The organism is Lacrimispora brassicae (assembly GCF_054772055.1).
This window is the reverse complement of the sequence record NZ_BRYH01000006.1, coordinates 99,963-118,575: the sequence shown is the minus strand read 5'-3', so window position 1 is coordinate 118,575 and position 18,613 is coordinate 99,963. Positions and strand designations below refer to the sequence as shown.

Genomic DNA, 18,613 nt, shown 5'->3' with positions numbered 1-18,613 from the left:
TCCTTTTATTGATCCGCTCCCAACAGGTTTCGGAGCTTCCTTTCGATCTCCCGGTTCACCGGCAGATCGTCCGTCATTTCTCCCTGATCAAAATGCAGCACCCGGGTGCAGACCCGGCAGATCAATTCATAGTCATGAGTTACAATAAAAATCACCTTCCCCTTCTGGGACAGCCGTTCCACCAGCACCCCTACCTGTGACATGCTGTCGTAATCCAGACCGCTGGTTGGTTCATCAAATACCAGCACATCCTTTTTGCATACCATGCTTACCGCCGTTGCCAGCCGCTGCTTCTGCCCGCCGGAGAGGGTGTTTGGATGGCGCTGTTTCAATGGACCCAGACCCAGAAGTTCCAGAGTGGAATCCGCCAGAGCCAGATCCGGATTTTGTACGCCCAGCACACACTCCTGTTCCACACTCTCGGCGAAAAGCTGGTAGTTTACGTCCTGCATCACCAGATAAGAACGTTTTCTTCTGGCTTTGCTTCCCTGAGGAACGCCCTCCCAGAGAAATTCTCCCATGCAATCCCGGTGCAGCCCGCAAAGACTGCGGGAAAAAGTTGTCTTCCCCGCCCCGTTGTGCCCCACCACGCCGATGATTTCTCCCGCAGATGCGGACAGAGACAGATTCTCTAAAACCTTCCGTTTTTTATAGGATACAGATACATTTTTCAGCTCCAAAACCGGGGCAGACCTAGGAACCGGCACCGCCCCAGGGGAACGAACCTCTGCCATGTCTGCAGCCCGCAGTCCCATACTCTCCCTCACCCCGGCGGGGAGGCGGGAGAATTCTTCCGGTCTGTAAATGCCCGCAATTTCCCCCTGTTCCAGGTAAACAATACGGTCAGGCTTAAATTTCTCAGCCCTTCGCCCCTCTGTCCGTAATAAGAAAAGGCTACATTTTTAAATTCGATCATGAGCCCCTCCTTACCAAAACCGGCCCACAGCGAACCACACAAAAAAGCAGACCGCCGTGAGAACATCGGAAAGCCGGAACTGAAGCTGGGTCAGGCAGGTGCGGGACGCCGGATTTTCAATCCCACGGGTTACCGCCGCCATGGAAAGCTCATCAGCAGTTTTGGAAGCCGACATCATGAGGGGGACATAAACGCACTCCATGGTCACGACGGCAGGGTGGAAAATAAGTCCTGCCAGATTCGGAGAGACATTCCGAAGCCTCATGGCATCCTTGATAAAGCACCAGTCCTCCCGGACAGCGGGAAGGTAACGCAGCATAACCGCAAAGGGAATGACCAGCTTTTTGGGAGCATAGATCCGGCACATGGCCGACATGAACTCCGTGACTTTCGTGGTATAAATTATAATTCCGGCCATCATCCCACAGGGGTAAACTTTATGTACAAGTCCCAGAAAGGCGATCATAGTTGTCTGAAGCCCGCCATGCATCACGCCAAGCACCAGGATTGTCAACCAATAGAAAGCCCCATAAACGGCTGCCGCCAGCAAGCTCTCATAAATGCGCCCGCAGAGGATACCGGTGACGGCAATCAACGCAACTAAGCACAGCTCATAAGAAAGGGACGGGGCCATGGATGTTGATAAAATGACCATTAATAATAGAAACAACTTTGTTCTGGGATCCAGGAATCGTTGCTGCAAGGTTCTTTTCATGGAGTGATTCCCGCTCTTTCAAACTGCTTTTTCAGAAGCGTTGCTCCAATCCATCCGCTGACAATTGCCGCTGCAGCCGTTCCCAGCAGAATGACAGCCAGCATCCAATCAGAAGCGGAGGCAGTCATGGCATCAATATAAGATTGTTCTGTTCCGTTTTTCACCATGGTACTGATCCATCCGGCGGGATTAAGGAAAAACACAATATACGTTCCTGTGGCTCCCAGACAAAACAGCACATAGGACAGGACATTCATTTTTACACTTCTGTACTTTTTCATTCCCCCAACAAGGTCCGCAATAAAGCCCATCACAATATATCCCAGATCCATGGCCCAATGCATACCGGTCGCAAAAAAGATCAACCCAACTATGATGCCAAGGGTAGTGACCGTCCAGCGCTTAGGCACCTTCGCAACCAGAAGCAGGAATATGGGGCCGCAAAGCAGGGCAGAACCAATGGGCATATAAAAGATCAATACAGGATTGGGGGCAAAAGGAAGCCCGCCGATAATCGTAAAGATAAAAAACAATGCAGTGAAAATTCCTGTGGTCACAAGATCCTTCACGGTTCGCCCCTCTTTCTTTAAATTTGTTTGATTGGTCATATGTTGTTTCCTCCTTGTTTTCGTCTTTATCTGCCTTCTTGACGAGACACATAAGACGGGGTATAATTATAGTTAGTTGCTTCTAACTACCTGATCGATTATATTCTGTATGAATAACTTAAGTCAACCGGATACATCAATGTTCGTCTATTATGGATAAGTTTCCGTCTGATCGTGGGAAGGAGGTTCATTTGCAGTTGAATAACATTATTGAAGACATTTATTCCCCATTGCTGGCGGAACACGGCTTCACCGCCGAACCGGATAATGACCGGTTTGGGTCGCTGGGATTATGTTGGAGGTTATCTGAAAAAATAGGCAAAGGCTATTATTGGACCTATGGTCAAAAAGATTTGTTTGATATTAAAATTCACGACTTTTATTTTCATGAGGACTCATTTCTGGAATTCGATCTTCCTGAGTGCTTAAATATCACACAGTACGAATCCGTATCCGGCGAAGAACTGACCCCTTACCGCCGACTGACAGCCGGATGCATTAAAAGTGTAATCGGCGGACATGAACCTTATAAAATTCTGATGCACAAGAAGATTCCCATCCGCTCCATTGGTATAGAAATTATGCCGGCCTATTATGAAGACTATTTGAAGAAGCAGTATCCCGGTGAATATACCGATCTGCACGATGCATTTTTATCTGTGGATCAAACAACGGATTTCCCTGAAATGGCCAGACTTTTAGGGCAGGTAAAAAACTATGGCGGAGCAGGATTTTCAGCCAAACTCTTCTATGAGGCAAAGGTCGCCGAAGCAGTGGCACTGGTTGTGGAAAGACAAAAAAAGAGCCGGATAAAACCGGCTTCCAGGCTTTCCGGCCAGGATATGCGTCAGTTGGAAACTGTCACTTCTTACATAAACGACCATTTCGCATTTGACCTGCCCTTAGAGCGTCTTTCCAAAATCGCCTGTATGGGTACAACGAAGTTAAAGACCAGCTTTAAGCTTTATCACAACTGTACGATTACAGAGTATATCCAGCAGCGGCGCATGAGCCAGGCGGAACATTTGCTTTCCGCCACGGATCTCACCATCGGACAAATTGCCCAGACGGTCGGGTATTCCAATGCCGGACGGTTTGCCGGGTTATTCCGGTTAAGCACTGGCCTGCTTCCCGGAGAATACAGGAAAATTTCGTCAAGTTAAGACGATCAGCAGCCGCAAAAGCCCGCCCCATGCAAGAGGGCGGGCTTTACTCGGTTTTACACCCCACCTTTTGATGGGTTTGCATTCCATTTATTCTGTTAAATTAATGGTGATTGCTTTTGGTCTTGTCATTGCTTCTATGGAGTACTTTACTCCCTGGGTACCCATACCCGAGGCTTTTACTCCTAAAAACGGAAAATGGTCCGGGCCTCTTTCTGTTTTGTTATTAATCTGTACGGTTCCTACTTCTAATTTTTCAGCAATGCTAAAAGCCTTATTGATATCTTTGGTAAATACGGAAGACTGTAAGCCATATTCGGAACGGTTAGCGATCTCTACCGCTTCCTCCATATTTTTCACCCGAATAATAGGAAGAATTGGTGAAAACGGTTCTTTCCATGCAATCTCCATATCCACGGTTACTTTATCCAACAAAGTAGGATAGACTAAATTTCCTTCTCTCTTATTTCCAATAATAAGTTCTGCGCCTTTGGCAATGGCATCCTGAATCAGGAATTCGGCAAAATCAGCAGCTTTCTGATCGATTAAAGGGGTGACTACTACACTGTCTCTGGGATCTCCCACAGATAATTTTTCAATTCCCGTTTTCAGCATATCTACTAACCGGTCCGCCACTATATCAGTGGTAATAATACGCTTCACCGCCGTACAACGCTGTCCGGAATAAGAAAATGCACCTTCTACAATATTATTAGCCGCAAATTCCAGATCCGCATCTTCCAGTACAAGAGCCGCATCCTTGCCGCCAAGTTCCAGTAACAGAGGGGTCATACAGGATATTTTGGATAAATGCCTGCCTACCTCCGTACTGCCTGTAAAATTAATAAAGTCAATGCTTTCATGTGTTACCATATAGTCGCCGATCTCACTGCCTTTCCCGGTAACGGTCTGCAGCACTCCTTCCGGCAGTCCTGCATCCTGTAATGCCTCTACAAGGTGAAGGGCGCTGATGGCTCCCTGTGTCGCCGGTTTTAATATTACCGTATTGCCCCCGATCAGCGCCGGGGCTATTTTGGAAGCTGATAAATTAATGGGGTAATTAAAAGGTGATATGGCTAGTACTGTGCCAAGAGGAACTCTTTTTACATAGGATATCTTTTTGCGGGAACCACCTGGAAAATTCTCTCCGCTTACTGCTATTCCTTCCAGACTTTTTCCTGCATCTGCAGTAAACCGAAGAAAATCTGCGGTTCTCTTCACTTCTGATACGGAAGATTTCTTATCTTTTGCAATCTCCATCATCAGGATATCTGATATCTCTTCTGCCCTTTCCTCCAAAAGCTCTGCCGCTTTGTATAATATCCGGGCCTTTTCATAGATTGGAACACCGGTCCACAAAGGAAGGCTTTCTTTGGAATACCGGATAACCTCATTGACCTCTTCTTTGCTGATTGCCTGTATCTCACCCATAAAAGAACCGTCCACAGGGGATGTTATGGCAATGACATTACCCGACGCTGATTCCATCCATCTTCCATTGATTAAGTTTCCATAAATAAGCTTTTCATTGCATAATCCTGACATATTACTCTCTCCTTTCAATACCTTCAAAATTTTCACCTGCTTATAATATATCATAAAAATAAGAATCAAATGTCACTACCGTTGCAATATAATCTGCCAGCACAGTGTCAGTGCTGCATTGGAAGGAGTGGTACCGGTAAATGTCTGATGTCCAGTCACAGCCCGCCCAAGTCGAAATATTTAAGAGGATAGTCCGGAATTATTTCCATACCATCCTCTTCATTTTATTTTCTGGGATTATAATATCGCTAAGTACATGTAATATTTGTAACCTGTTAATTTGACACCTTATTCATATCCTTGAACAGATGATGAAAGATAACGATGAGGAAAGCGGCAAGCAGTGAATTAAGAAAGCCACCCATGCTTATATTTGTTACAAAATGATCTGCAATCATGATCGTCCAGGCATTCACAATAAAGCTGAATAATCCTAAGGTCAGTAAGTTGACCGGTAATGTAATCAATAGCAGAACCGGCTTTAATATAAGGTTTACCGCTAACAGCACCAATCCCATAATAAGAAGTGCCGGAATACTGCCAATATAAACCGTGTGCGATACAAATGACAGCAGATATATCGTTAATATTATAGATATATATTTTATGAACATTTTCGTCGTTTTTACCTCCAATAGATATGTTTACCTGATTTTAATTAATACTTTGACTTTGTCATTTGTAACATCCACAAGATCATAGGGTTCATCCCCGGCTAAAGAATCCAGCAGTTTCATGACTTTGATAACGAGTACTTTCACTGAATAGATGGTGATTCTGGAGGATGAACTATGATCCGGCACTTTCGGTATAAAAAAACATGCGGCAGTCAGCAGGTCCAGAAAACAGTCCAATAATTCCCGAAAGATATACAATGGAATCGGAAAGGGAATATTTATGAACCTTCTGTTTTCAATCCGGAGCCTGATCCATAATATACGGTAACCCTTAATCCACATATACTCTCACCTTTACCATTGCCTTACTACTTTCATCCCAGGCTTCCACATCAACGATATTCGGGTCATCCAAAGTACCGTTTATGACATCCTCGATTATCTTTGCAAAATCAATGGTGGAAATATCGATACCTTTCGCCTCCATCTCCCTTCTGGCATCCGCAGGAACCATAGCAGTCATCTTATCAGCGATTTCACCGATTGTGGTCAGCAGGCGTATGGGTATATTTACGTTAACATTAACGGAATTATTATCCGACATAACCTTTACCTTAAGAAACTTATAGTTTCGTCTTGCAGTTGTTACGGTTTCAACCTTCTGAATGGCTTCTGCTTCCTTAGTCACATTCAGCGCTTCCAAAAGCTCCATACCTTCGGCAGCGGTAATCTGCCCTTTTTCTATCATTTCTAATATTTTTTGTTGCTCACTCATGGACTGACCCTCCTATTAATTATAAGTTTTTAATCCGTTCCGTTGCTTCTTTCGGGGAAATTTCACCCTTTGATAATTGGTCGAGAATTTCATTCCTGGCCGCTGTTTTATCTTCATTTTCCTTAATCAATTCTTTTGATGGCACTTCATATCCAAGACCTCTTATGACCGAATCCAGTTTACCCCGGACCGTGGGATAAGATATCCCCAGTTCTTTCTCAACATCCTTGATATTACCGCGGCATCTTATGAATACCTTGACAAACTCCAGATCTTCTTCTGGAAGACGGCAAAATTCACAAGGCTGGAAATCTCCTTCAATAACTGTGGAGCACTTGGGACAGCCGAGTTTGGTTATGGAAAGTTTTTCACCGCATACGGGACATTTACCTGGAGCTTTGTATTTCATTGTTTTCACCTTCCTGATGTGTTATTTGATTATAATATACAGCCACAAATTAAATATGTCAATACATAAATCAATAATATTAATTATTATATTAAAATAATCAATATTAAAATCAAATATAGTGAATCGACTTTCTAATAAAATTGATTCTGCAGAAAAATGAGGTGAAATTATAAGCCAATTCCTTTCATTGGGATTTATTTCATATAAAAAACGCCTTGAAGTTTCTAGCTTCAAAGCGTGGATTTTTATGGAATTTTATTTGTGCATATGATATAATCTCATAACTGTATCAATTTCAGAAAATATCGCCAGTATCGAAGGCAGCAAAGGGCCAGAGGGCGGCTTGCGCTCTGGCTGACGATAGCAGCGTTAATTTTCGGAATTGCTATAGGTTCGTGTTATTAGGGGCGCTGTTCAGCGGTTATGTATGTGGCGTCAAAACTTTATATTAGTAGGTTGCTTTATAAAAGTAAATGGATGGAAAAACATCAGAGGAGCGGACATCAATTGGACAATAAATTATTTGGGTTGTTATCTCTTATAGGCGTAATTATTTTTGTAACATCAGCAATATTGTTTTCGAGTAAGGTGCAGGGACAACGTAAGATGGAACTACAAAGGGAGTTTGAAAACAAGTTTCAAATGTTTAAGGCTCTTTTTAGTCATTCTTCCGCTGTCGTTAAGCAGTTGAACTCACCAATACTCACATTAAAGAGAAGTAAGAACGGCCGTTTTATTCTTCCTGTTTTTTTGTGCTGTATATTCATTGTCATAGCGTTGTTTTATAGAGGTGCTTTGAATGTGAAGATAATCATGCTTACAACCGTAAGCATATGGTTTGTTTGGTGTGCTATAAAAACAACCAGCTACGTCATTGTGTATAGCAATGCTTTTGTTCATGGTAATATCATCAAAAAAACGATTGTTTGGTTTGATAAGGTGGATTCCATTGAAGCGAGGTTGTACGATTACAATGGAGTTATGGACGCTAATCAAGCGCAAGTATACCGCGTATATGAGGTGAAACAAAAAGACAAAGTGGTCTTTGGCATTTGGGAAACAGAGTTTCCTAACGCCAGAATGCTTGAAACTTGTTTTGATACTGGCAATCCGCTTGTGTCAGAAGTTATTGAAAGTTCCTTATAAAAATAATACTTAATGAAAAAGGAGTTTTATTATGGTTCAAAATACAGGAGAATTGATCATTTATATTGGGGCTGCAATGAGCCTTTGCGCCTTTGTCGGATTGTTTGTTTGTAATTTCGTAACATCCAGGTGGTTTCCATTTACAAATACAATGGGTATCGTGATTATGCTCATGTTTTTTGGAGGCATCATTTTATTCTTTGTAGGTGATTCTTACCGAAAGGACATCAGTAAGGACGTTATGCTCTCCTACTATGAAAATAACATTGATTATGAGGATTTAACACAGGCACAAAGAAAAAATATTAGTGTGTCAATCGTTGATATTAGCAATATGCGAAGGAATGGAGCAGATGTTTCAAAATATCTGCCAGCTTTAAAAAAATACATGTTTAGCTATTATCTCTCCAATGGATCTTCTAAAGAAGAAGCGGAATATTACATGGAGTCATTTGCCGATTGATTCTACCACCAGAGCCACCTACGGCGTTGATCCAGTCACCGCCAAGGTTGAAGCACAGGTCTTTGTACTCGTTTTCCGGATCTGCCACAATTTTCCCGCCGCCCTCGTCTGCTTTTTCCGCGCGCTGGCGGGTCAAAGGGACTTTAGCGCCCTACCTGTTTAAAGCCAATGAATACGATAGTGGCCGGAATATTTGTAATTTTAGACAGCTATAAAAAATAGGACTTAATCGGTAAAACCCCTCAATTCGAGTTTTTCTGATTAAGTCCTATTTTATTGCTATCTTTTACTGTGGCGCCGGAGAAAAGACAATCAAGCAGGTCATCCAGTTTGGTAACTGCCATAAATTCTTTTTTCATGGAAAGAGATTTCCCACTCAATAGAATGATGTTACTGCCTTAACCTTAAAATGCCTCTGCTTTCATAATGCACTTAGTTTTTTGACACTTTGAGAGCCTCTACTTTGAGAACCTCTACTCTGAGACTCCCTTTTGCTCGATATACTATTCTTTTGTACTGTGCCGAATCATATCTTCAATCATTTTCGCGCTGACCGTCACCTGCTGTGGGGAATTTGATTCCGCTTATGGGGTAGTAATGAGCTGCGCGGAAAAGACGGCCGATGACGTAATGTTATAGATTTGGGTTGGCATGAGAAACGCCTTTCGATTTGGAATATTTTGTGATATTATACAAATACAAAGTAAGGGTTTCATATGATGGATTGACTTAAGGTGTAAAAGGCAAAATAAATGGAGGTGGTAGCATTATTACAAACAAATCAATAAAGGATTTCCGTCAAACCAACCGGATACTCATTGGTGATGTGGATTTTATGTATCTGTTGCCCCATCCAGCTCTAAGAAACTGGATTTCTAACTACACAATCACTTTTCCTTGTAAAGGGATGATGTCTGACCAATATGCCGTTATTCCCCACGGCAGTGCAACGCTGGTATTTACCTGTGACAAAAGCAGGATTTCCGGCAATTTGTTTGGCCCGATCACAAGGCCTGCTTGTGTGGGCAGGGAAGCCAACCTCTTTGATTTACTGTTCATTGTGGAGTTTCAACCGGCAGGATATTACGCGTTCAGTGGAATGCCCCAAAAAGAGCTGACTAACTCCGTGATTTCTTTTGAAAATATAAATCCCGGACTTCAAAGACTGGTAGAAGAACGGTTGGAAACAGCATCTGATATTGAAAGCTTTATTGCAGAAATGGACAGGTTATTTCTGGCTCATCTAAAAACTGCTTTTTATCAGCCGGAGTTTTGCCTTGCCAATCAGATGATTACAAACAGCAGCGGATTAGTTTCTGTGAAAGATATTTCCCAAAACGTCTTTTATAGCGAGAGACATTTAGGCCGCATATTTGATAAGTACATGGGTTTAAACATCAAATCCTTTTGCCGCATTGTGCGGGTGAATAAGGCTCTCCGCCTTTTACAGCGGCCCAGTTTGAGCATAATGCAAGTTTGCCTGCAAACCGGTTTCTACGACATGCCTCACTTTATCCATGATTTCAAAACAATCTGCGGCATCACTCCCCAAGAATATCGAAACAACATGTCCGATTTTTACAGTGAAATTGCAAAATTCTAAGTTAAAATAAAGAAAAAAGAATAGGAGTGATGATATATGCAATATCAAGGTACATTAATTTCCGTTTCCAATATGGAAAAGGCAAAGCATTTTTATGAAATTGTGATGGAACAAAAGGTGATGATGGATTTAGGAGTACATGTGTCCTTTGAACGGGGACTATCCCTGCAATTCAACTATGCAGAGCTTGTCGGTCAGGAACTGCCCATGAAAACGCGCCCCAATAACTTTCAGCTTTATTTTGAGGTGGAAGATTTGGACTCTTGGCAGGATAGAATCACAAATACAGAGGGTATTGAGTTTATCCATAAAGCCAAAGAATATCCGTGGGGTCAGCGTGTCATGCGGTTCTACGATTACGATGAATATATTGTGGAAGTATCCGAGAGCATGGAAAGCGTTGCAAAGCGGTTTCTGGCCCAGGGTCTTAGCGTTGAAGAAACTGCCAAACGCACCATGTTCCCCCTTGAATTTGTGAAAAACCTTGTGTAATTAATTGGTCTTAAAGGTTCTACAGAAAAATCAGAAAATAATAAGGCCGATGTTGTATCGGCCTTATTTGCTGCATCCAATAAGGAGTGAAATGTAAATGTGAGGGACATTCTTTGCAATTAAGTCCACAATAAGATATATCACTTATATCAAGGAGGCTTTTCATCAGGATATTATGAATGCGGCTCATAACATGCAGCAAAGCCGCAGGCGGCGCAGTTGAATTTTCGGATGATATCCGAACGTGAAACCGTGCTCTCCATTTTTTTATCCCCTTCTATGCCGTGTTGATTCACGTATTCGATAAATTTATCACAGCTCAAGGACCTGCTGAAATAAAAACCCTGATAATAATCACAGTCCAGTTCGCGGAGCATATGGACCTGCTCTTCTGTTTCCACGCCTTCCGCAACAACCTGCACCTCCATCTGTTTGCAGAGAGAAAGAATAGTCTCTACAATCTGCTGCCGTCTTTTGTCGCTGGCAATGCGGCTTACCAGGGAAGCGTCGATCTTCACAATGTTTGCAAGGAAATCGCACAGATACAATAATGAGCTATGGCCCATCCCGAAATCATCAATGGAGATATTCACGCCCATCTCCCGGATTTGCTTTAGCCTGCCCCGTGTGGCGTCGCTGGGATCAACTGCAGCGTTTTCTGTAAGTTCAAATTCCACACAGCCAGGCTTAAGGCCATAGTGGGCAATAAGTCTCTGCACCGTTTCAATCAGCGTACCATCCTCCCTCAACTGTTGCGGGTTCAAATTGATGGAAAGAGATAATCCGTCATATCCTTGTTCTTGCCAACACCGCAAGGCTGGCAGTGCCTGATGGATTACCCAGATACCCAATTGATTGGTAAGTCCAGCCTCATCACAGATGCTTAATATAATAAGAGGCGATATGTATCCGTAAACAGGATGCGTCCATCGCAGCAGGGCTTCACATCCCATAACCTCACCAAGGTGATTCACCTTTGGCTGGTATTCCAGATACAGGTTTTTCTTTTGACCCTGAAGCCCGCTCCGAATTTCTGCCAAAAGAGCGCGGGCGAGTAAGCCCATATCATCATAGCGGGAAATGATCTTTTCCTTCTTCTCCTGAATATTCTGCAGTTCCTTTGATAAAGCCTGGAATGTGATCAGACGGTCACGTTGTTGGTGCTTCACCTGCAGCCGGACAAAAGGAAGGTAAATCAACATAGATATCACCAGATTCAGAGCCTGCAGTACGACCCCGGAAAGCGATCCTGAGGCAAGGAACCCGGACAAAAAAATCGGGGTCGTCCATTCTATGGCCTGGGTGATGGGCGGTACCCATCCCAGAACCATGGCAAGATATGCATTCAGACCAAGAAAAACAGGTGACAGAAGAAACGGAATAAAATAATAGGAATTAAAGATAACCGGGAAGCCGTAAAGCATGGTATCGTTAATATTAAAAACACCCAGGGGTATGGAAATCTTTACAATCCGATTACTTTCTCCGGCAAACGAAAGCGCAAGCAACAATCCCAGTGTTGCGCCAATGCCCCCCAAATACACATACGTATCAAAAAATTCCTTGGTAAGAATATCCGGACTCATAACAGATGAAAAAAACGGCGTTGTGCCTGATATGGCATCTACGATCAGCGGTTCGCCGCACACACCAAAAAAGGACAGGGTGTGTGTGAGAAGGAGTATAAACACAGCGGAAACAAAGTTGTTTCCCGTCAGCCATGTTTCATTTATCCTTTGCAGCAGTATTCCAGGGTATATGCTTATGCCGGCAGAATCCAGGAGCACCCTTGCCCCACTGAAAACCAGCACAGTGAGAAAGGCTGGCAGAACAGCCAGAAAGGAGGCCTGGGTCAAAGAGCCTCCCAGATGGGTAATGCCATTTAAGGGCAGGATACGGCAGCAGCGCTTATAAAAAAAGCAAAACAAATGGCACGCAACCACGGATACAAAAAGGGCTTTGAACAACTCGGTGGAACCCGCGGTATGCATAATCAAACTTCTGTACGAAAGCGCAATATAAGAGGCAAAAACCGTAATCATAATACTGACAGGGTTCACCTCGCCGGATTTTACAAGTGTCTCTTCCTTGGCTGCGGCGTGACTGACCGTAATCAGCGCCAAAAACGCCATGATCTGAATTGTAGCCTTATGGATGGACAACCCGATTTCCCGCCATCCTTCCCCAAATATATCTGACATAAAGCAGTGATAAAACGGAATGGGTAAGGTAAGCAGAGCAAAAACAACCGATCCCACCAATACCAGGGGCATCATGGACAACAAACCCCTGCGAAGAATTCTCAGCGTTTTCCTGTTCACTAATTTTGAAAACATAATGTCGAGCTTTTCTATCATATCCGTTCTTCCCTTCTTTCACGATGATGCAAACCTTCCGGCAAAAAAGCACGCTTCTTTGGTTGGCACCGTGGAGTTTTATTTGTATTGCCTGCATCTTTTATACATACATTTTCTGATCCGCGTCCAACGGCAGATCGACTGTTTTACAATCAGAGCCGCAGCCAGCCGAATGGACCCATCAGCTTCTGCCGCTCCGGCGAAGGAGAGGTAACTTCCATCATGTAGGTCACCGCAATATTACGAAATAGTGTTAAAGGGGCTGTTGCAAAACTAACTTACGTTAGTTTTGCAACAGCCCCTTCTGGGAGTAAGTCCGGCAAACAAACAGCAGTCAGGTATCTATATATAAATTGAGCGCCGCATTTTAGTATTTATCATTTGCCATGGCAAATCCTGCGTATTCTGGCGAATGCTTCATAGGGCTTTGCTGAGATATTGAATATGATACGCCTCCAATCCTGTTGCTTTGGGAGTTTTCCTTCAGTTTAAATTGAGCAATTACCGATTTCAGAACTGCTGCCTGTCCACTCATTTCCTCGCTTACAGCAGCGCATTCTTCAGAGGCAGCACTATTTGCTTGCACAACTTGAGATACCTGCTCAATAGAATTGCTGATTTGTGTCATAGAATCTGCTACAGTACTGGCCGATTGGGAAATACCTGTAATTACCTCGCTGCTATGGATCACGCCTTCCACAATATTCTGTAAGGCGTCCGATGTTTGACTGGACATTGTAGAGCCCTGGGCCACTTTTTCTATGGTCGTGTCAATAAGCGTTGCAGTATCTTTTGCAGCCTCCGCGCTTTTAGCCGCAAGGTTACGTACCTCATTTGCTACAACCGCAAACCCTTTTCCATGCTGACCGGCACGGGCAGCTTCTACGGCTGCATTCAGCGCAAGTATATTGGTTTGAAATGCAATGTCATCAATAAGCTTAATAACAGAAGCAATTTCTTTGCTGGCATCATTTGCTTGCTGTGTGGACAGTATCATATCTTCCATTTTTGAAGAACCGGATTCAGCCCTCTGCTGAATTTCATCTCCCATTGCTTTTGCCTCACCGGCCATAACAGCACTGTTTTTCATCTCTTCGGAAGCATCTTTTATAGTGGTGCTCAATTCCTGCACGGTTGCTGCTTGCTCTGTAGCGCCCTGTGCCAATGATTGAGCGGCATCGGCAACCTGTGCGGCGCCGGTAGCTACTTGATCCGTAGCAAGGCTGATTTCTGTAAACAGGTAATTAAGATTATCTTGTATCGTCAGTAATGCCGTACCTAATACATCCCCTTCGGACAGCAATTTCACTTCACCGCTCAAATCTTTCTCCGCAATGGCTTTCAGGGCTTCTGATACATGTGTGATGTGCTCAACCAGCTTTTCTGCAGCAGTTATGCTTTCGCCAACCTCATCTTTGAACTGCATATCATGTTCCAATTCCGTCTGTAAATCTTTTTCAAATTCCAATGCACCGGTTGTTGCTATCTGCTCCATTACCTTTTTCAGTCTTCCCATTGGGCTGGCAATGATTTTTGTTATGTAAACAGTGAGGATAACCCCTGCAAACATTGAGAAGAGCAGGATAACCACGATCAACATATTGGAACGTTGAAATATTCGTGTATTCGACTGCAGCATTTCATATGCAAACTTTCTATTCATGTCCCTGCTTGTGTTGAGCAAACTTGTCATCCGGTCCGTGTCTTCTGCGGTTCCATCCATTGACTTTTTGGCACTGGCAAAATCATTCACCATGCCAAATTCAATTGTCTTACGTTTTGCACTGGAAAAATTATTGATATAGAGGGATTTGAATTCATCAAAATTCACCTGATCCTCCGGTTTATTTATGGTCTTTTGATAGGAATCAAACAATTCACGTATCTCGGTGTCCAACTGATCCAGCATGGACATGGCATTCTTAAATACTTCATCTTCCGCTTCATATATTACAATATTGCGTACATACATTTTTTGCTGAAAAAAGTTTTTGCTGATCTCTCCAGCAACTTCAACCCCCACCAACTGTTCCGAATATAAGGCTTCGCCTGCTGCATTCATAGTTCTCATGCTTGATATTGCTGTAATAGCTACAATAACGGTGAACAGTATCAGAATAGAAAAACTAGTAATTAGTTTAAGATGTATTTTAAGATTCCTCATTGCAACTCTACCTCGTTTTTTATAAGATTATTATAATTATTTATAATGCAGTATTACTTGTACAATTTGTTTGATAACTTACTTAAATAACGAAATAATTTACCCGGTTTTACCATAAGCCATATTACAGGCCAGACTGTTAACAGGCTTCCAACCTTTCAATCCCAATTTCTTCCCCACTGTCTCAAACTCCTGATTATTTCCCTTACCCCAATTGCCCTGCTGCTTGAAACCTTAAAGTTTTGTACTCATTTTTTATAATCAATTCCTCCTTGGTTGATTTTTATTCCTTTCATGCCTTTCTTAATTGACTTTTAAAACAATTGCTGAATATGATAAAGTAAACACCTTATTATAGTCAAGAATATACAATTTTTTCCAGTTGACAAGGGGATTGATGTATTCAATTAAGCTTCTGACGTAGTAAATATTGTCGAAATTTCTGTTACACAAAATCTATGAATTTTTCGTAAAAATAAAAAATATCACTATTAATTGTAATTGCACATTTAAACAATCGGCTTTAGCATCATAAAACTGCAATAAATTGTGATCAAATGTCCATTCTCATTTGTTACAGATAATAAGATAAAACCACAGAGTGTTCTGTGGTTTTATCTTATTATCTGTACACGTTTCTGTTAACCGTTGGAAAAGGGATCGTCTTGATATGCCGAAAATTGATCCACAGGAATTTTGAATGTTTGATTTTTGCATCTTTTCTATTTGCAAATGCTGTTTATTCGCTCCGGAGTCATTTCACCATAATACTTCTCCATGATCTGATTTCCTTTGATCCAGACCACACAGGGAGCGTTTTCAACATCAAGGCGTTTTGCAATGCCATCTGATTTATAAATATCAATACAGGATACCCGGATGTCACAATGGTCCTGTTCAAACTCTTTGAAAACCGGCAAAAGCTCTCTTGCCTGGGAATCAATTGCATTATAAATATACACCAGGGAAGGATTTCCTTCATTCATGATTTGAGTTTCAAACATTTCACTTTCTGATACATATTTTTCTGCATTGTAACCAGCAATAGCCCCATCTCCCACCGCTGTTGCAACCTGCTTTAAGTATTTGTCACGTACATCTCCTACTGCAAATACTCCGGGGATGTTTGTTTCCATCCGTTCATTTGTTATGAGATAACCTCCCCTATTCATATCCAGAATATCACGGAATAATTCTGTATTTGGCAGATAACCGATAAACAGGAAACAACTGTCCACAGGAACGGGGATTTTTTCCTCTGTTTTTAAATTCCTTAACACAACCGTGTGCAGCCTTTCATCTCCTTCAAAGCTGTCTGCAACCGTATTCCAGATAAATTCCATCTTGGGATTTGAAAGAGCCTGTGCCTTTGCAATCTCGTTGCAGTCCATTTTGCCATTCTCATGCATAACAGATACCAAAACCTTGTCTGCAAATTTGGTTAAAAATATCCCTTCTTCAATGGCTGCATCTCCGCTTCCGATCACCATAACGGTCTTCCCGGTATTTGCCGCTGCATCACAGGTCGCACAGAAGGAAATGCCTTTATCATAAAGATATAGTTCCTCGTTTTTTGCACCGGTCAGACGGGGCTTTCCGCCGCTTCCGATAATCACGGTCTTTGCCTGATAAATGGTACGGAAGGTTTCTACCTGCTTTATATCCCCTTCCAGGGATACGGATTTTACATCAGTTAATTTAAACTCCACACCGAATTTTTTAGCCTGTTTATGAAATAATTCCATCAGTCCAAGCCCGGTAGCCCCATCCGGAAAACCGGGATAGTTTTCTATCTCATTGGTATATGTAGCAAGCCCGCCTACCAGGGTTTTTTCTATGATCAATGTTTTAAGCCTGGCTCTGCCGCAATATATTCCTGCAGTTAAGCCGGCAGCTCCGCCCCCTATAATTACCACATCATATGATTCTGTTTTTTTAGTCATTATAACCTGTTCCTTTCTGAATACTCTTCTTCAGCCTCCACAGCCGTTTTTTCTCTTTTCCCATGGCCAGGTTCATATATTTTGGGGGCAATCAAATATGATTGCCCCTTGATTACAAATCACATAAAATATTTGGCTAATAATTTGCTTCCCAGAAAAGCGCCTACCAGCAAAAATGCACCGAATACCCATCCGGATAAGGAAAAAGCTGAAATTGCAGTAAATAACGCTCCTATATTACAGCCATTTGCAAGCCTTGCCCCATAGCCCATTAACAAACCGCCAAGAATTGCCGCCACTACCTGCCGCAAAGACTTGATCTTCTTGATCTTAAACTGTGATGCAAATAACGTTGCCGCAAAGGCTCCCAGTACAATGCCCAAATTGCGGATGGAACCACCGTCTGCCAGAAAGCTGGTATTTAGTTCCTTCTGCATTTTTTCAGAAGCATAGTATACCCAGCCGCTGCCCAGGGCTGTAAAATGGGCGATTTGAAAAACTGCGAGCAAAACCGCACCGGCCACGTATGTTAAGGGTTCTTTTAACAGTTTTTTGTAAATCGGATGATCGCCAAGCTTAATAAAAAATTGTTTCAAATTTATTCACCTGCTTTCACAGAAGTTATCTACTTCGTCTTTTCAATGACAATTTCCCATTCTCCATCATCCACTTCTTCAATTTCCACGTTATGTCCCTGTTTTCTTGCCCACTCAGGAATATTTTTCATTGCACAGCTATGATCGATGGATACAGCTAAAACGTCTCCTACCGATAACTCATTGATTTTCTTCTCAGTTTTCATAAGGGGGACCGGACAAGCCTCTCCCAGACAATCTAATGTAAATTCAGCCATTTTTATATCTCCTTTTAATTAAAATTTTATTCTGCACTTCCCATTTTCTTTTCCTGCCATTTGACGGCTGCTATGTATAACAGCACAATGATCAATCCCTGTACAACGATTGCACCGAACCAGCCAAATACATTCGGCAAAAAGATTTTCGGAGCGTTTTCATTGAATTTGCTCCAAAAGTTCATATCGTGTGCACCCCAGAAAGAGCCTGCTATGAAAAATACCAAAGACAGCATTTGCATGGTAAAGCCCTCTCCAACGCGCATCAAGGTTCCGGATGCACAGCCTCCGGCAATGACCATCCCGATGCCAAACAAAACCGCACCGATCATCAAGGGCAAACCGATGGGCGCTACGCCGGACATGCTGAGATTGGATTCCGCATTTGCCATGGCACTGGAATACTTGATTGCCCAAAAACCCACACTGCCAACTGCCACTGCCACCAATACGGCTCTTGTTACAGATGTGCTCCCTGTGATACAAGGGTCACGGAATGCTGCCGTAAAACAGAAACGAGAACGCTGCAGGATATACCCAAATGCAATACCGAATCCCCAATAAACAGGCAGCTTACTGTTCCCTCCTGCCAAATAAAATCCAAAGGCAATGATCAGGATTGTAACCAATATTGCATATGGAATCTGGCTCTTTTTGGGTTTCCTTGGTTTGCGCACTCTTTCCCCACCTATGCTTGTGTTAACCTCTGACACGTAAATCCCCCTTTCTTAAAATAGTATTTGTTAATATTATAACGAAATCACAATTCAAATTATACCACACTTACCAAAATTCAGTTAATCAAGAATCTGATATGTCATAAGATTTACTTATAACCTAT

Annotated in this window: 20 protein-coding genes; 5 read left to right on the top strand and 15 right to left on the bottom strand. The window is 42.6% G+C overall.

Features of this window, described 5'->3' with window-relative positions; translation table 11 throughout:
• Nucleotides 1-5: 5 nt before the first annotated feature.
• From ACYVD3_RS03625 to ACYVD3_RS03610, 4 genes are read right to left on the bottom strand one after another with little or no spacing between them, the layout of a single operon-like run.
• Entirely contained in the window at nucleotides 6-755 is a 750-nt protein-coding gene (locus tag ACYVD3_RS03625) for an ATP-binding cassette domain-containing protein (RefSeq protein ID WP_460641148.1), read from the bottom strand.
• Nucleotides 756-763: 8 nt separating this feature from the next.
• On the bottom strand, nucleotides 764-916 hold the full coding sequence (locus tag ACYVD3_RS03620; protein WP_460641147.1) for a hypothetical protein: 153 nt from the start codon (nucleotides 914-916) through the stop codon (nucleotides 764-766).
• A 10-nt stretch (nucleotides 917-926) separates the two neighbouring features.
• Nucleotides 927-1,631 (bottom strand): energy-coupling factor transporter transmembrane component T, encoded by a 705-nt coding sequence (locus tag ACYVD3_RS03615; protein WP_460641146.1) that lies wholly within the window; start codon nucleotides 1,629-1,631, stop codon nucleotides 927-929.
• Nucleotides 1,628-2,239 (bottom strand): MptD family putative ECF transporter S component, encoded by a 612-nt coding sequence (locus tag ACYVD3_RS03610; RefSeq protein WP_460641145.1) that lies wholly within the window; start codon nucleotides 2,237-2,239, stop codon nucleotides 1,628-1,630. The genes ACYVD3_RS03615 and ACYVD3_RS03610 overlap by 4 nt, the downstream gene beginning before the upstream one ends.
• A 197-nt stretch (nucleotides 2,240-2,436) precedes the next feature.
• Between ACYVD3_RS03610 and ACYVD3_RS03605 the strand changes: the two genes are divergently transcribed.
• The gene (locus tag ACYVD3_RS03605; protein WP_460641144.1) at nucleotides 2,437-3,402 is read left to right on the top strand and encodes a helix-turn-helix domain-containing protein; all 966 of its coding nucleotides are present in this window, start codon (nucleotides 2,437-2,439) and stop codon (nucleotides 3,400-3,402) included.
• A gap of 90 nt (nucleotides 3,403-3,492) precedes the next feature.
• Here ACYVD3_RS03605 and ACYVD3_RS03600 read toward each other — a convergent pair whose 3' ends face one another.
• The 5 genes from ACYVD3_RS03600 to ACYVD3_RS03580 form a co-directional block, all read right to left on the bottom strand.
• Complete coding sequence (locus ACYVD3_RS03600; RefSeq protein ID WP_460641143.1) at nucleotides 3,493-4,947, bottom strand: NADP-dependent glyceraldehyde-3-phosphate dehydrogenase; 1,455 nt, start codon at nucleotides 4,945-4,947, stop codon at nucleotides 3,493-3,495.
• A gap of 275 nt (nucleotides 4,948-5,222) precedes the next feature.
• Nucleotides 5,223-5,561 (bottom strand): phage holin family protein, encoded by a 339-nt coding sequence (locus tag ACYVD3_RS03595; protein WP_460641142.1) that lies wholly within the window; start codon nucleotides 5,559-5,561, stop codon nucleotides 5,223-5,225.
• Nucleotides 5,562-5,591: 30 nt separating this feature from the next.
• Entirely contained in the window at nucleotides 5,592-5,906 is a 315-nt protein-coding gene (locus ACYVD3_RS03590; protein WP_460641141.1) for a hypothetical protein, read from the bottom strand.
• Nucleotides 5,896-6,339 carry an SHOCT-like domain-containing protein gene (locus ACYVD3_RS03585; protein ID WP_460641140.1) on the bottom strand — a complete coding sequence of 148 codons (444 nt, stop codon included), beginning with the start codon at nucleotides 6,337-6,339 and terminating at the stop codon, nucleotides 5,896-5,898. The genes ACYVD3_RS03590 and ACYVD3_RS03585 overlap by 11 nt, the downstream gene beginning before the upstream one ends.
• A 19-nt stretch (nucleotides 6,340-6,358) precedes the next feature.
• The gene (locus tag ACYVD3_RS03580) at nucleotides 6,359-6,748 is read right to left on the bottom strand and encodes a DUF2089 family protein (protein ID WP_460641139.1); all 390 of its coding nucleotides are present in this window, start codon (nucleotides 6,746-6,748) and stop codon (nucleotides 6,359-6,361) included.
• A gap of 510 nt (nucleotides 6,749-7,258) precedes the next feature.
• On the opposite strand from ACYVD3_RS03580, the gene ACYVD3_RS03575 reads away from it, so the two are divergent.
• From ACYVD3_RS03575 to ACYVD3_RS03560, 4 genes are all read left to right on the top strand, one after another.
• Complete coding sequence (locus ACYVD3_RS03575) at nucleotides 7,259-7,897, top strand: hypothetical protein (RefSeq protein ID WP_460641138.1); 639 nt, start codon at nucleotides 7,259-7,261, stop codon at nucleotides 7,895-7,897.
• Between the two features lie 31 nt (nucleotides 7,898-7,928).
• Nucleotides 7,929-8,360, top strand: a complete 432-nt coding sequence (locus tag ACYVD3_RS03570) for a hypothetical protein (protein WP_460641137.1) — start codon at nucleotides 7,929-7,931, stop codon at nucleotides 8,358-8,360.
• Between the two features lie 826 nt (nucleotides 8,361-9,186).
• Entirely contained in the window at nucleotides 9,187-9,963 is a 777-nt protein-coding gene (locus ACYVD3_RS03565) for a helix-turn-helix domain-containing protein (protein WP_460641136.1), read from the top strand.
• A 36-nt stretch (nucleotides 9,964-9,999) separates the two neighbouring features.
• Nucleotides 10,000-10,455: a VOC family protein gene (locus tag ACYVD3_RS03560; RefSeq protein WP_460641135.1), complete on the top strand. Its 456-nt coding sequence runs from the start codon at nucleotides 10,000-10,002 to the stop codon at nucleotides 10,453-10,455.
• A gap of 173 nt (nucleotides 10,456-10,628) precedes the next feature.
• On the opposite strand, the gene ACYVD3_RS03555 is transcribed toward ACYVD3_RS03560, so the two are convergent.
• From ACYVD3_RS03555 to ACYVD3_RS03530, 6 genes are all read right to left on the bottom strand, one after another.
• The gene (locus tag ACYVD3_RS03555; RefSeq protein WP_460641134.1) at nucleotides 10,629-12,812 is read right to left on the bottom strand and encodes an EAL domain-containing protein; all 2,184 of its coding nucleotides are present in this window, start codon (nucleotides 12,810-12,812) and stop codon (nucleotides 10,629-10,631) included.
• Nucleotides 12,813-13,179: 367 nt separating this feature from the next.
• Complete coding sequence (locus tag ACYVD3_RS03550) at nucleotides 13,180-14,976, bottom strand: methyl-accepting chemotaxis protein (RefSeq protein WP_460641133.1); 1,797 nt, start codon at nucleotides 14,974-14,976, stop codon at nucleotides 13,180-13,182.
• 722 nt (nucleotides 14,977-15,698) lie between these two features.
• Nucleotides 15,699-16,919: an FAD-dependent oxidoreductase gene (locus ACYVD3_RS03545; RefSeq protein WP_460641132.1), complete on the bottom strand. Its 1,221-nt coding sequence runs from the start codon at nucleotides 16,917-16,919 to the stop codon at nucleotides 15,699-15,701.
• A 119-nt stretch (nucleotides 16,920-17,038) separates the two neighbouring features.
• The gene (locus ACYVD3_RS03540) at nucleotides 17,039-17,515 is read right to left on the bottom strand and encodes a YeeE/YedE thiosulfate transporter family protein (RefSeq protein WP_460641131.1); all 477 of its coding nucleotides are present in this window, start codon (nucleotides 17,513-17,515) and stop codon (nucleotides 17,039-17,041) included.
• Nucleotides 17,516-17,544: 29 nt separating this feature from the next.
• Nucleotides 17,545-17,772, bottom strand: coding sequence for a sulfurtransferase TusA family protein (locus ACYVD3_RS03535; RefSeq protein WP_025232355.1), 228 nt, complete (start codon nucleotides 17,770-17,772; stop codon nucleotides 17,545-17,547).
• Nucleotides 17,773-17,798: 26 nt separating this feature from the next.
• A complete protein-coding gene (locus ACYVD3_RS03530) occupies nucleotides 17,799-18,485 on the bottom strand; it encodes a YeeE/YedE thiosulfate transporter family protein (RefSeq protein ID WP_460641130.1) in 687 nt (228 codons plus the stop codon).
• Nucleotides 18,486-18,613: the final 128 nt, after the last annotated feature.

What these genes read in the sequence shown, in the direction of transcription:
- ACYVD3_RS03620 (WP_460641147.1), bottom strand. Translation starts at nt 916, where the DNA reads ATGATCGAATTTAAAAATGTAGCCTTTTCTTATTACGGACAGAGGGGC.
- ACYVD3_RS03585 (WP_460641140.1), bottom strand. Translation starts at nt 6,339, where the DNA reads ATGAGTGAGCAACAAAAAATATTAGAAATGATAGAAAAAGGGCAGATT.
- ACYVD3_RS03550 (WP_460641133.1), bottom strand. Translation starts at nt 14,976, where the DNA reads ATGAGGAATCTTAAAATACATCTTAAACTAATTACTAGTTTTTCTATT.
- ACYVD3_RS03570 (WP_460641137.1), top strand. Translation starts at nt 7,929, where the DNA reads ATGGTTCAAAATACAGGAGAATTGATCATTTATATTGGGGCTGCAATG.
- ACYVD3_RS03580 (WP_460641139.1), bottom strand. Translation starts at nt 6,748, where the DNA reads ATGAAATACAAAGCTCCAGGTAAATGTCCCGTATGCGGTGAAAAACTT.
- ACYVD3_RS03535 (WP_025232355.1), bottom strand. Translation starts at nt 17,772, where the DNA reads ATGGCTGAATTTACATTAGATTGTCTGGGAGAGGCTTGTCCGGTCCCC.
- ACYVD3_RS03600 (WP_460641143.1), bottom strand. Translation starts at nt 4,947, where the DNA reads ATGTCAGGATTATGCAATGAAAAGCTTATTTATGGAAACTTAATCAAT.
- ACYVD3_RS03555 (WP_460641134.1), bottom strand. Translation starts at nt 12,812, where the DNA reads ATGATAGAAAAGCTCGACATTATGTTTTCAAAATTAGTGAACAGGAAA.
- ACYVD3_RS03560 (WP_460641135.1), top strand. Translation starts at nt 10,000, where the DNA reads ATGCAATATCAAGGTACATTAATTTCCGTTTCCAATATGGAAAAGGCA.
- ACYVD3_RS03615 (WP_460641146.1), bottom strand. Translation starts at nt 1,631, where the DNA reads ATGAAAAGAACCTTGCAGCAACGATTCCTGGATCCCAGAACAAAGTTG.
- ACYVD3_RS03590 (WP_460641141.1), bottom strand. Translation starts at nt 5,906, where the DNA reads ATGTGGATTAAGGGTTACCGTATATTATGGATCAGGCTCCGGATTGAA.
- ACYVD3_RS03610 (WP_460641145.1), bottom strand. Translation starts at nt 2,239, where the DNA reads ATGACCAATCAAACAAATTTAAAGAAAGAGGGGCGAACCGTGAAGGAT.
- ACYVD3_RS03545 (WP_460641132.1), bottom strand. Translation starts at nt 16,919, where the DNA reads ATGACTAAAAAAACAGAATCATATGATGTGGTAATTATAGGGGGCGGA.
- ACYVD3_RS03625 (WP_460641148.1), bottom strand. Translation starts at nt 755, where the DNA reads ATGGGACTGCGGGCTGCAGACATGGCAGAGGTTCGTTCCCCTGGGGCG.
- ACYVD3_RS03595 (WP_460641142.1), bottom strand. Translation starts at nt 5,561, where the DNA reads ATGTTCATAAAATATATATCTATAATATTAACGATATATCTGCTGTCA.